At 60.7% G+C, this 12,406-nt stretch carries 13 protein-coding genes and 1 pseudogene; 3 read left to right on the forward strand and 11 right to left on the reverse strand.

From position 1 onward, the window contains the following. Positions 1 to 8: 8 nt before the first annotated feature. From KM031_RS22285 to lnt, 7 genes and pseudogenes are all read right to left on the reverse strand, one after another. Positions 9 to 485, reverse strand: coding sequence for a DUF411 domain-containing protein (locus KM031_RS22285; protein WP_215507462.1), 477 nt, complete (start codon positions 483 to 485; stop codon positions 9 to 11). Next, on the reverse strand, positions 482 to 1,648 hold the full coding sequence (locus tag KM031_RS22290) for a M23 family metallopeptidase (protein WP_215507460.1): 1,167 nt from the start codon (positions 1,646 to 1,648) through the stop codon (positions 482 to 484). Before KM031_RS22290 ends, KM031_RS22285 begins: the two co-directional genes overlap by 4 nt. A 16-nt stretch (positions 1,649 to 1,664) precedes the next feature. Then, a complete protein-coding gene (locus KM031_RS22295) occupies positions 1,665 to 2,207 on the reverse strand; it encodes an SCO family protein (protein ID WP_246567364.1) in 543 nt (180 codons plus the stop codon). 38 nt (positions 2,208 to 2,245) lie between these two features. Next, a complete protein-coding gene (locus tag KM031_RS22300; protein ID WP_215507457.1) occupies positions 2,246 to 2,719 on the reverse strand; it encodes a copper chaperone PCu(A)C in 474 nt (157 codons plus the stop codon). A gap of 3 nt (positions 2,720 to 2,722) precedes the next feature. After that, a complete protein-coding gene (locus tag KM031_RS22305; protein ID WP_215507456.1) occupies positions 2,723 to 3,316 on the reverse strand; it encodes an SCO family protein in 594 nt (197 codons plus the stop codon). Positions 3,317 to 3,423: 107 nt separating this feature from the next. Next, positions 3,424 to 3,597, reverse strand: a complete 174-nt coding sequence (locus KM031_RS22310) for a hypothetical protein (RefSeq protein ID WP_215507455.1) — start codon at positions 3,595 to 3,597, stop codon at positions 3,424 to 3,426. A gap of 29 nt (positions 3,598 to 3,626) precedes the next feature. Next, a pseudogene (gene lnt, locus KM031_RS22315) lies at positions 3,627 to 4,442 on the reverse strand (apolipoprotein N-acyltransferase); the annotation flags it as partial. Between the two features lie 25 nt (positions 4,443 to 4,467). On the opposite strand from lnt, the gene KM031_RS22320 reads away from it, so the two are divergent. From KM031_RS22320 to KM031_RS22330, 3 genes are all read left to right on the forward strand, one after another. Beyond that, a complete protein-coding gene (locus KM031_RS22320; protein ID WP_260692227.1) occupies positions 4,468 to 5,154 on the forward strand; it encodes an IS6 family transposase in 687 nt (228 codons plus the stop codon). 231 nt (positions 5,155 to 5,385) lie between these two features. After that, entirely contained in the window at positions 5,386 to 7,599 is a 2,214-nt protein-coding gene (locus tag KM031_RS22325; protein WP_215507948.1) for a glycosyltransferase family 9 protein, read from the forward strand. A gap of 260 nt (positions 7,600 to 7,859) precedes the next feature. After that, positions 7,860 to 8,732 carry an alginate O-acetyltransferase AlgX-related protein gene (locus KM031_RS22330; RefSeq protein ID WP_215507946.1) on the forward strand — a complete coding sequence of 291 codons (873 nt, stop codon included), beginning with the start codon at positions 7,860 to 7,862 and terminating at the stop codon, positions 8,730 to 8,732. Between the two features lie 47 nt (positions 8,733 to 8,779). On the opposite strand, the gene KM031_RS22335 is transcribed toward KM031_RS22330, so the two are convergent. Genes KM031_RS22335 through KM031_RS22350 form a run of 4 tightly spaced genes read right to left on the reverse strand, consistent with a single transcriptional unit; the run spans position 8,780 to position 12,362 of the window. Then, positions 8,780 to 9,952: an AGE family epimerase/isomerase gene (locus KM031_RS22335; protein WP_215507944.1), complete on the reverse strand. Its 1,173-nt coding sequence runs from the start codon at positions 9,950 to 9,952 to the stop codon at positions 8,780 to 8,782. Between the two features lie 2 nt (positions 9,953 to 9,954). Beyond that, positions 9,955 to 10,491 (reverse strand): D-glycero-alpha-D-manno-heptose-1,7-bisphosphate 7-phosphatase, encoded by a 537-nt coding sequence (locus KM031_RS22340; RefSeq protein WP_215507942.1) that lies wholly within the window; start codon positions 10,489 to 10,491, stop codon positions 9,955 to 9,957. Next, a complete protein-coding gene (gene rfaE1 / locus KM031_RS22345; protein WP_215507939.1) occupies positions 10,488 to 11,924 on the reverse strand; it encodes a D-glycero-beta-D-manno-heptose-7-phosphate kinase in 1,437 nt (478 codons plus the stop codon). The genes KM031_RS22340 and rfaE1 overlap by 4 nt, the downstream gene beginning before the upstream one ends. A gap of 45 nt (positions 11,925 to 11,969) precedes the next feature. After that, complete coding sequence (locus KM031_RS22350; RefSeq protein WP_260692253.1) at positions 11,970 to 12,362, reverse strand: hypothetical protein; 393 nt, start codon at positions 12,360 to 12,362, stop codon at positions 11,970 to 11,972. Between the last annotated feature and the right edge of the window lie 44 nt (positions 12,363 to 12,406).

Below are 12,406 nucleotides of genomic sequence, written 5' to 3' on the forward strand. Positions count from 1 at the left end.
CTGGTCGCTCAGTCGGATGGATAGCTGGTGAACACTTTCAAACTGCCATCGCGCTTGATCAGAAGCACCTCATATGCGTCGCGGCTGTCTTCTGAACCCATGCCTGGCGAGCCGTAGGGCATGTCTGGCACAGAAAGTCCAAACGCATCCGGTCTTTCGACGAGCAACCGGCGGATGTCGGCAGCGGGAACATGTCCTTCGAGCACATACCCGTCGACGGTTCCTGTGTGGCAAGAGAAGGCTTTTACCGGGACCCCGTGGTCCATCTTGTAGCGGATCAACAGGGTCCCCATCGAGACTTCATCAGTCACTGTGAAGCCTTGCTCGCGCAGGTAGTCGACCCAAGCTTCGCAACATTCACAACCGCGCCCTTTGACGACATGAATGGGGGGCTCTACCTGCGAATTTGCACTGTCTACTGGCAAGGCCCAGAAGGCCGCCGCAGCAAGTATAAATTCACGTCGTTTGACCAGCAATCCCGTCATCCCCGATCCTCCATTTTGGCCGACTTGAAGCCGGTCTCTTTTCGCCAGGTTGTAAGAGCATTCAGATCGTCAACTGAAGCGATCTCCTGAGCAGAAAGGGCCTCGCGATCCGTCGGATCGATGGGCCGACCGTCCACACGAACTTCATAGTGAAGGTTTGGTCCACTCACGAGCCCTGTAGCTCCGACTGCTCCGATCCTGCTCCCGGCTTTTACCCTTGTTCCCTGTTCCGCCGTGTCGGTGATTTCCGACAGATGCGCATATCGCGTCACGACGCCACCGCCATGATCAATATCAACCGTCAAACCGTACCCGCGAATTGTCCCGGCAAAGATGATGCGGCCCGCCCCGGTTGCTGACACTTCGGTCCCTACAGGCGCTGCATAGTCTATACCGGTATGCATCCGTACCCCGCCCAGCACAGGATGATTGCGCCTGCCAAAGACAGAGGAAAGACGCGCCCCAAGGATTGGCGCAGCGGAGCGTTGGACGGCTTCTCCATCCTCAAAAACGATGACTGGCCCTGCAGCGTCAGACGCTACAAGTTCGAGAACGCGATCTGTCAGTTCCAGCCGCGCATAGTTCAAGCGTGGCTCGCCCGCGATGCTTCCGTCGGGAAGTTGGTCCTCCCGCCAGACAAGAGCGAAGCTTTCACCACCTTTTATGTCGCGCCTGAAATCAACCTGGCCCGCGAGAAGCGCTGTCAGGTCAACGGCGAACCTTTCGGGCGCGTTGGCTGCGACAAGCGCCTCATACAGGGGACCCTGCAGGGTCAAAGTCTCCCGTCTGTCGACTTCCCGGATCGGGGGATCAAGCCTCTCGGCTGTGATCGGTCCGTTGAACGACAAGTTGATCTCGACCCCATCATCAACAAACAGCGACAGTCGCAAGAGTCTCGTGGGGTCAATTTTTTCTGCAGCCCACTCCAGCCGATGTCCGGGGCGCAGTTCTGTCAGATCATAAACACCCGCAAGGGCCAATGCTGCCTCGGCCCTGACGTTTGGCGAAATGCTCGCTCTGCCAAGAACGCTGTCCAGAGTATCACCGGATGCGATCGTCGCCGTCGACTGCGAAAGAACATGTGACGTCGGTGGGTCCGCGAAGACCGGGACGGGTGCGGCAAGCCCGAAAGCAAGAAGCAAAAGCGTGGTGTGTCTGATCATCTGGCAGGATGGCCTTTCAACTGAGGGCACGGCGAATTTTGGGCACGGCGAAGCGCCGGTCTTCGTGGAAGTCGATGATGCTGGCAAAGCGCCCGTCCGGGTAGAACAGGAAAACTCCAGCTGTATGGTCCATTGTGTAGTCGTCTCCATCACGCGGTACCTTGCGGTAGGACACACGAAAATCCTCAGCAGCCTGAGCAATTTGACTGGGAGTTCCGGTCAGACCAGCAATCCGCGGGTCGAAATTGGCGACATACTCGGCCAACACGTCCGGCGTATCGCGGTCGGGATCAACCGAGATGAGGGCGATGTTCAGCCGGTCGGCATCTGGCCCCAACTCCTCCAGCCAGCCGGATATGTCACTTAGCGTGGTTGGGCAAACATCGGGACACCAGGTAAAGCCGAAGAACACCATTGTCGAGCGGCCGATCCAGTCAGCGGATCGAACGGCCCGTTTGCGGTGGTCGGTCAGTTGCCAACTCATTTCGCTCATCGACAGCGGCAGGGCCGCATTCAAGACCGGGCCATTGCTCGTGCGGTAGGCGCCAAGGCCCAACATGAAGGCCATGGCGCCGACTACGCTCCCAACCCCAAGAATTATTGTTCTGCGTCGGCGCAATCCGGACCCTCCGCACGCACGGAAAGCACTTCTACATTCACTGTCACCTCGCCTGCCTTCTCGAAAGACAACGTGACAGGAAAACTGTCACCCTCCTTCAGGGCCGCAGTCAGACCCATGAGCATCCCGTGATAGCCACCCGGCGAAAGTTGGACGCTTTGGCCCGCCAGGACAGGGATCGACATGGCATGCGGCATCGACGCGACGCCATCCTTGAGCACAGTCTCGTGCAACATCGGCATCCCCGCTGCTGGCGTGGAAATGCCGACAAGAGCATCGTCGGTAGCGCCAGCATTGCTGATCGAGACATAGAAAACGCCAGGACGGCCAGCGCCGATGGTGACCTTAGACCAGCCATGCTCGACGCTCAGATCACCGACTGTCACGGTTTCGCAGGCAAAGGCCGCTGATGCAGTCAACGACAGGGTCGCAGCAAGCAACAAGTGTTTCATGGGTCAAAACCTCGTCTGAAGGTCGGAAAGGATGTCGGCGGCCGGAGTGCCGTAGGTGAATTGGCGAAGCCATTCACCATCCGGACCAATCAGGAAAAGGCCGGGACTGTGCGCCATGGAATAGCCGTCAGGCGATGCAGCATCGTTCTCGCGTTCATAGAAAATCTTGAAGCTGTCGGCCGCGGCTTTCGTCTCGGTCTCGGTCCCTGCCAGACCCAGGATCGCCGGATGAAAGGCTGCAGTGTAGGCCGCAAGGCCGAGCCGCCGGTCGCGTTCGGGGTCAATCGAGACGAAAAGCGGTTGAACTTTCTCGGCATCCGCCCCGAGATCGTCCATAACTTGGGCTACGTCAGAAAGCGTCGTAGGGCAGACATCGGGGCAGTTTGTGAAGCCGAAGAAGACGAGAAGGAATTTCCCGCGAAACTCTGCACTCGTCCTGATACGGCCTTCCTCATCCGCAAGTGTAAAGACTGGCGTGAAAGCCGGACTGGTTTCAGCAACACCCTCGCCTTGGATGGCCCACCTTGTTCCGGCAAAAATGATCATCGCCGCGATGGCGGCGACCCATAACCCAATTTGAAGGCGTCTAAGGCGCATCGAAATATCCGACCAAGAGGTTCATTTGAGTGGTCTAGAACCTTGAGCAGCTAGAGGTTCAAGCGACATTGGTGTGAGTTTTTTGACGACCGGCGATGTTTCGCCGATCAGTGCGCCCCAAGAAACCGCCCCAAGGCGATCCCTAGGAAGATACCGAAAAGACCAAATGCGATGGCGAAACCGGCCCCATGCTGCAGCCGGTCCATCCGTTTGCCTCCACGCTGTCGCGCGAGAAGATAGCCCCACACAAATCCGATGCCCCCAAATAGCAGTCCGATCATGGCGATTTCCTTGTCAAGAACGCTGAATTCTACAGTCGCGGTCGCAGTCTGATGGTAGCCCATGCAAGCAGGACCAGCGCCAGCGCGGTCCAGTCGCCGAAGCGAGCATAAGGGGTCGGCGAAAGCGGTCGTGGCAAGCGCGTGTCAATTATTCCTGCCGTTCCAAGCTCGAGCATAGCCACCGTCCGACCGTAGGCATCAACCACGGCGGATATTCCGGTGTTGGCGGCACGAACAAGCGGGAGACCTTCTTCGACCGCTCGCATTCGGGCTGAAGCCAGATGTTGCCATGGTCCGATCGAGGTGCCGAACCAGGCATCGTTGGTTGCGTTGAAGATCCAGTCCGGACGGATCGCGTCATCGGCGACATGGCCGGGAAAGATTGCCTCATAGCATATCGCCACTCCAACATAGGGGTGGGGCCCAATCGCCAGCGTGCGCGGTCCAGGGCCGGGCGCAAAATCACCCAGAGATTGAACCAACCGCTGAAACTGCAACACACTGCGCCAGGGAACATACTCGCCAAAGGGTACGAGGTGATGCTTGGCGTAACGTGTGAGGATTGTGCCGTCCGGAGCGATAGCGAGGACGGAATTGCGGTAGACCATTCCCGCCCCGGTTTTTTCCCGCTCCGGGCTGCCGGTGAGCAAGACACCAGTTTCGGACAACAGCCACCCCAACATGACCCGTGCGCCAGGATCCTCTGCAAGGAACCCAGGCCAGGCGGTTTCGGGCCAAAGCAGAAGATCGAATGACCCTGAGCGGGCCGACAGGGAAAAAAGCGGTTCTGTCGCAAACTTTTGGGATCTTTCGTTTGTTGGCTGATTTTGCGACATGGTTCTCAAACAAGCAAGCAACAGGGTGTATCGGATGTCGGTTGATTTCAAGGGAGCCCATTATCCTAAAAGCGTAATCCTGTACGCTGTTTATTTCTATGTGCGATATGGAGTTTCCTATCGCGACCTGGAAGAAATCATGGAGGAGCGTGGGGCTGAAGTTGACCATGCAACCTTGAACCGTTGGGTGGTTAAGTTTGGGTCGCTGATGGCGGCACAAGCGCAGTCCCGCAAGAAGCCAACCGCCAAATCTTGGCGCATGGACGAAACCTACATCAAGGTTAAAGGCAAATGGACCTACTATTACCGGGCGGTCGACAACACGGGAAAAACTCTTGATTTCATGCTATCTGAGCGTCGCGACAAGGCGGCAGCCCGTCGATTTTTTAAGGGTGCGATTGGCACGAACGGCGTGCCCGACCGTGTCGTCATCGACAAGAGTGGCGCCAATCTGGCGGGTCTGCAAAGCGTCAATGTGATCCTGAAGTTCACGGGCTCAGGCAACACGATCAAGATCCTGCAGGTCAAATACCTCAACAACATCATCGAACAAGATCATCGCTTCGTGAAGCGGATCACGGGCCCCATGCTCGGCTTCAAGGCCTTCCATTCTGCCGAGGCGACCTTGGCTGGGATCGAGACCGCGCACATGATCCGAAAGGGGCAGATCTATGCCAACGGCCTTACCGCGTTTCAGCAGTTTGCGGAGCTCGCAGCATAATTATGTCCGGGCGATGCCCGCACTCAAACTCCAACAAACTTTGCGACAGAACCCGGGTTGCTCGCCCCGCTGCTGGCGGCGGAACCAGGCGACGGCTTGCTTTATGGCGATGACCGTCGCGCAGATCCAATTGCCCCAAGCTCCCTGGCCGCCTATCTAAAACCTGCTTGGTCGCCGGACCTTTTGCTGTCGCAGAACTACATCGGCCGGGCTTGGCTTGCCACGCGAGACTTGGCGGAGCGGGCGGGTCTCACCCCCGCCGATCTGGCCGCGACGGGCGATTATGCCAATGTGCTGCGGCTGACTGCGGCGGCCAGCGGTGCGATCCGTCATGTGCCGGGCCTGATGCTGGGGGCCGCTGGCAAGGGCGAAAGCCCCTCCGCCGAACGCCGGGCACTTCAGGCCCATTTGCGCGACCGGGGCGATCTGGCGAAGGTGCGGCCCGGCGCCGCCCCCTTCCTGCACCGGCTGGAGCGCCGCCCCGCCCACCCCGGCAAGGTATCGATCATCATTCCATCGATCGGCGCGAAGGATCATATCCTGCGCTGTCTCGAGAGTATCCACCGCAAGACGCGGGATGCAGAATTCGAGATCGTGGTGGTCGACAACATCCGCCGCCGCCGGATCACCCCCGAGGGCCGCGCCTGGAAGAAATGGTTCCGCGACAATGCCGATGTGGTGGTCGAGGTGGACGAACCCTTCAACTGGTCGCGGCTGAACAATCTGGGTGCGGCAGCGGCGAGCGGCGATTATCTGCTGTTCCTTAACGACGATATCGAGGTGCTGACCCCCGACTGGCTGACTGTGCTGATGGCAGAGGCCGAGCGTCCTGAAGTCGGTGTAGTGGGGCCGCAGCTTCTTTATCCCGATGGCAAGGTGCAGCATGCGGGCATGTTCCTGTCGCGCGCCATGCCCGGCAGCGCCCGGCATGCATTCCGCTTCGCCGAGGCCGACGACCCCTGCTATTTTGGCCTCGCCCTCAGCCAGCGCAACCTGCTCTGCGTCACCGGCGCCTGCATGATGGTGCGGCGAGCGGTCTTCGATGCGGTCTCGGGCTTCGACGAGGCGCATAGCGTGGTGAATAACGACATCGACTTCTGCCTGCGCCTGCACCGCGCAGGCCTGTCGGTGATCTTCACCCCTCATACGCGGCTGACCCATTATGAACTGGCCAGCCGCGCCAATCTGAAGGACGTTTTCGACCGCAGTGGTTTTCTGGAAACCTGGGGCGATATCTGTCTGGCTGGAGATCCCTATCTCAACCCCGCCATCAGCAGCGAAGCCGATGATTACGCCCCCGAGGAAGAGCCGCTGCGCGAGGTCTATGCCGGGCATCCTTTGGGCGCGCGCACCGAAATCCGGCGCATCCTTGCGGTGAAGCTGGATCATATTGGCGATCTGGTCACCGCGCTGCCCGCCTTCCGGCGACTGAAAGAGCTGTTCCCGCAGGCGCATCTGACCGCGCTGGTCGGTCGGTCCGCCATGGGCATCGCCAGCATGGAAACCGCCATCGACGAGCTGATCCCCTTCGAATTCTTCGATGCCCGCTCGGGCCTCGGGCGCAAGAAGCTGACCAAGGCCGATTATGCCGCGCTGGAGGCCGATCTGACGGCGCGGCGCTTCGATCTGGCGGTGGATCTGCGCAAACAGGGCGACACCCGGCATATCCTGCAACGCAGCGGCGCGCCCCTGACCGCCGGTTTCGACCATGATCGGGGCTTTCCCTGGCTGGACATCGCCCTGGAATGGGAACGCGACCCGCTGCAATCGGACAAGCGCAACCATGTCACCACCGATCTTCTGACCATGGTCGAGGCGGTGGGCACCGCCTTCACCACCGACCGGCGCACCATCGCCACCTCGGCCGAACGGTTACCGCCGCTGTCTGATGCGCTGCGCAGCGAATTCGCCGGGCTTTTCGCCCATGACTATGTGGTGATCCACCCGGCGGCGGGCACGCCGCTGCGGCAATGGTCGCCCGCCTTCTTCGGCCGGCTGATCGACCTGCTGGCCGATCAGGACGACATGCGCATCGCGCTGATCGGTGGCCCCGACGAACGCGAGATCGCCGAACGGGTGCTGGCGGCAGTGAAACGGCAGGACCGGGTGTTCAATCTGGTCGGCCGGTCGAAACTGTCCGAGGTGCCGCGCATCATGGCCGAAAGCGTGCTGTTCGTCGGCAACAACAGCGGCCCCAGCCATATCGCCTCGGGGCTGGGCGTGCCAACGGTGGCGGTGCATTCGGCGCTGGTCTCCTCCGAGGAATGGGGACCGCTCGGCCCCTCGGCGGTGGCCCTGCGCCGTGACATGAGCTGCGCGCCCTGCTACATCGCCATGGCCGAACAATGCCACCGCGCCATGGCCTGCCTGCACTCGCTGTCGCCCTTCGCGGTTCACAACCTCTGCCGCCGCTTCCTTGCGCTGCGGACAGCGGGCCACGGATGAACCTCGTGAATGGAGAGCATTAGGTACAAGGTTAACCGCCAACTGCTTTCTAACAAAGGATATTTAATTGCGTTTCGAAGTTCTTTCCAATAAGTGTTTCGTTAAATTCTGAACCATATTGAGATTACGAGAGTTAATATGAATATAGTTCCCAAGGCGGTCGTTGGCAAAGACGGCTGGCTTTTTCTGTCAAATGACACAAATCGAACTTGGGATCAGTTCGAAGGTCGGTTGCTTCTAGACGATAACGAGGTGGCAGCTTGGCGACGCGAGTTTGCAGAACGTGGTGCCTTGATGAGCAGGCACAACATTCACTACCGGTCATCGTCGCCCCGAACAAGGAAAGTGTGTTTCCCGAACAGGTACCAGCAGATTTTCAGAAAGCTTCGTCAAGGCTGGTGCACCAGGTTGAGGCAGCCGCCAAGGGCCTTGTCCATGCAATGTTTTTGGAAAAGTTCATTCTAGGACATGCTGAACGCCTCTCCTTCTTCAACAAAGGAGATACCCACTGGTCTACGCTTGGCGCTTGGCATGTCGCGAACCATATCTTCAAGGGTCTGGAAATTCCCCGCCGTATCGAGCCGATTTCGGATGAGGTTGAATTCCATTGGTCAGTCTCAAAAATCGGAGACCTTTCAAACAAATTTGATCCGCCCATAGGTTTGGGTGGCTGGCACGCTGTCATCCGTGGCGGCCGCGCGAAGTGCACCTTTAACAATGGGATTACCAATCACGGGCATGTCAGTATTTGGGAAGGGGGTGATCCGGATGGGCCGTCGATCCTGCTTTTCGGTGACAGTTTTGCAGGCGCTTTGGTGAGCTATTTGGCCCATCGGTCTCGCCGCCTTGTCCGCCTGCATACCAGTTCCATCGACAAGGAAACCCTGTTTCGCGAACGTCCAGAAATCGTGCTTTCGGTTGCGGTAGAGCGGTTCCTAAGATCGGTGCCCACCGGGATGGCCGAGTTTTCCTACAAGACGGATTTGCGGCAAAAGTTGCAGGCGCTCGACGACGCCGCGCGTAAAGATCTTTCTGCTGACATGCTTCAGCGGCAACCGCCGACAAATGCGGCATACGCAGCGGACATACTTGCTTCGATGCCATCCGGGCAGGGCTCAACCCTTCCAGCTTGATAAATTGCAATAGGGCCTATCTGTTCCCTTTGCATGCCTTTCCCGTTTCAGCGCGCCCCGATCCGCTCAAGCTGTTGTCCCAGTTCGCCGATGGCGCAGGTGATGTGATAGAGGCTAGAGGCGCGGGCCGGTTCGTTGGGGTCGTGCGGGTGGCCGTCGCGGCCCAGATGCTCCCACCACGATCCCGGCACCGGATGGTCGAAATAGCGGCGCAGGCCGCGGGCGGCGCGGGTGGCCAGATCGGCGGCGCGGTCTTGCGCGGCGGTGTCGCTGGCAGTGGCAAGGGCGCTGACATGGGCCTTCAGCCGCTCGGTCTGCGGCCAAAGCCGGAACAGCCCGTCGCGGACGGTCAGATCGGCGTTCAACTCGTTCATCGCCAGATCCTGTGTCGGATCGACACCCGGCCCTTCGCCGATTTCGGCCAGACGCGCGGCGGCGGCCAGCGCCTTGGGGTGGTTGCGCGTCGCGCCCCAGCGCCGCAACAGCCAGGCCCATTCAAACTGGTGCCCCGGCTCCACCACATCCTGCGGCGCAGACAGTGCCTGCCAGTCGCCATCGAAGTATTCCTTCAGCGCCCCGGTCACCGGGTCGAGGAAACGATCCAAGCACAATTCGGCAAGGCTGTCGGCCAGCGCTCCCCAGGCCGGATCGGCCGATATCTCTTCCCAAGCCAGTGCCGCCTCGAAGAGATGCATATGCGGATTGGCCTTCAGCGGCAGGCTGCGCGGCTTCGCTTCCTCAAAACCGCGCTCCGGATGGCGCCAGCCCGCGATCATCGTGTCGCGCAGCGCCGCCGCCCGGGTGGCCAGCGCAGGATCACCACCACGCATCGCGCTGGCTCCCGCCAAGGCAAACAGAACGAAGGCATGGTCATAAAGATCGAAGTCGTAGCGCAATACCTGCCCATCTGCGGCAACAGTAGGCACCACAATCCCCTTGGGCGGCAGATGGTGGCGGACCAGATTGGCCAACCCGTAATCCACCATTCCGGTGGCGTCGCCCTCCCAGCCCAGTTGCCCGGCGGTGGCGAAGGAAAAAATCTGCCGTGCGGTGACGCGGGCACGGCGCGGATCGTCCAGCGGTCGGCCCTGTGGCGTCAGCTTTTCGAAGAAACCACCAGTCGACCGATCGGTCCCCGTTCCGGCCCAGAGCGGTAGTGCCTGCCCGAATAGCCAGTCGCACAACAGCGTGTATTCCGCCCGGAGGGCTGCAAGGGTCATGATCAGATCTCCGCTTGTAAAAGGGGGGCGAGGAAGTTGTCGAGATTTCCGCCAAGAAACAGATGACCCGCGATCCCGGCAGCCACCGCCGCCTGCAGATCGCTGTCCTTGTCGCCGATCATCAGGCTGCGCGCCGGATCGACCGGCCAGTGCCGCATCAGATCGACCAGCATACCCGGCCTCGGCTTACGCCAGTCACTGTCGCCGCGCCATTCCGGCAGCGGCGCCTCGGGAAGCCATGGACAATGGCGGATATCGTCGATCCGGGCCCCGCTGCGGGCGGTCAGATCGGCGCGGACATACGCCATCAAGTCATGGAATTGCTCCTCGGTGAAATAACCCCGCGCAATGCCCGACTGGTTGGTCACGACAAAGACCAGCCAGCCAGCCAGATTCGCTCTGTGGATCGCCTCCGGGGCGCCCTCGATCCAATCAAAACGATCAGGCGTCCCGACATAGCCGTGATCGTGGTTCAGCACCCCGTCACGGTCGAGAAACAACGCGGGCCGCAGAGGGCCCGCCATATCCAGTGTCGTCACGAAGCGGTCTCCACCGCAGTGCCGTTGCCAGCCCGGGTGACGATCCCGGTGGTCGAACGGCCCGGCAGCAGGTCGAGCAGCACGGTCTCGCCGCCCCAAGCGCGGATCTCTTGCGCGCCCACCACCTTGTCGATCGTGTAATCCGATCCCTTGAACAGCCGGTCGGGCCGCAACGCCAAGATCAACTCCAGCGGCGTATCCTCGCCGAACCAAGTGACGGCATCGACCGGATCAAGCCCAGCCAGAACCGCCGCGCGATCCTCCAGTGGATTGATCGGCCGTGATGGCCCCTTCAGCCGACTGACGCTGGCATCGTCGTTCAGCGCCACGATCAGCCTGTCGCAATGGCGTCGCGCCTCACGCAGCATCCGCACATGGCCCGCATGCAAGATGTCGAAACAGCCGTTGGCAAAGCCAACGCGCAATCCCTCGGCCTGCCATTCGCGCAGGATGTGCGCCGCCGCCGCATGGCTCAATACGCCGCCGCTGCCGGTCTCGATCCGCATCGCATGTTCCAACTCTGCAATGGAACAGACCGCAGTACCCAGCTTGGCGACCACAACACCCGCAGCCAGATTGGCAAGGCGCATCGCCTCGGGCACCGGCCGACCAGCCGCCAGCGCCAGTGCCAAGGTGGCAATGACCGTATCCCCTGCGCCAGAAACGTCGAACACCTCCTGCGCGGTTGCCTGCGAAACCGCCACCGGCCCCTCACGCGGAATCAGCATCATGCCCTTCTCGCTGCGGGTAGCGATCACCGCACCGATATCCACCCGGGCCAGCAGGGCGCGACCGGCCGCCTCGACCTCGGCATCGGTGCCGGTGGGCAGGCCTGTGATCTCGGCCAGCTCCGAGGCATTAGGAGTGACGTAATCCGCCCCGGCATAGCGCGCATAGTCGCGACCCTTGGGGTCGACGACGCACAGCGCCCTGGACTCCCGCGCCATGGCGATCGCCCGAGCGCAGACTTCGGGGGTCAGCACCCCCTTGCCGTAATCCGACAGGATCAGCACGCGGGCCTGCGGCAAGCTTTCAGCCAGCCCCGCCAGCAGTTCCCCCGCCTCGGCTGCCGTAGCCGGGCGCGGCGCCTCGTCATCGATGCGGACGATCTGCTGCTGCTGGGAGATGACGCGCAGCTTGAGAATGGTTTTCCAGTCGAGGCTGCGCACCAGCCGCGCCGGTTCACCGATGACGCGGACCAGATCATCCCCGGTCCTGTCACATCCGGCCAGCCCGAAGAGGACCGCCCGTCCGCCCAAAGCAGCGATGTTGCGCGCCACATTGCCCGCGCCGCCTGCCATCATGGTTTCGCGTGCCTTGCGAACCACCGGCACCGGTGCTTCGGGCGAAAGCCGCCCCGATGTGCCATAGACGAACCTGTCCAGCATCACATCGCCGATGACCACCACCCCGTGATCGAAATCAGGTATCATGATAAAACCGCATTATTGAACTTGCGACAGGAAGGTCGGCCTGCCTTACGGAGTGGGCAGGCGCCCCTCGGCATAGCCGAAAGCCAGGAAATGCTGCTTGGCCGAGGCGATCTGCCCCGCCTTGGCAGCTTCGGCGATGTCGGGATAGGCCTTGAAATACCACTCTTCGTCCACCTCGATCTCGCAGGGCAGTCGGCCTTCGAAATAGCCGCTAGCGATGAAATGTTCGCGCGCGGTCTTCACCACACCGTCACGAATCGCCTGCTCGACGTCGGGATAGTTGTCGCGATACCATTCCTCGTCGATCTCGACGGCATGGAGCAGCTTGCGCAGCAGGCTTTCGAAGTCCTCATAGGTCATCTTGACCGAAGGCTTTCCCTCATCGCTGCTGAATACGAGATTTTCATTGAGACTGGAAAAGGGCGGAACGTACCGCATGATCTAAATCCTCATATCGTTCAAGCGTAGGAAACTCACGCACC

Source organism: Gemmobacter fulvus (assembly GCF_018798885.1).
GTDB lineage: Bacteria > Pseudomonadota > Alphaproteobacteria > Rhodobacterales > Rhodobacteraceae > Gemmobacter > Gemmobacter fulvus.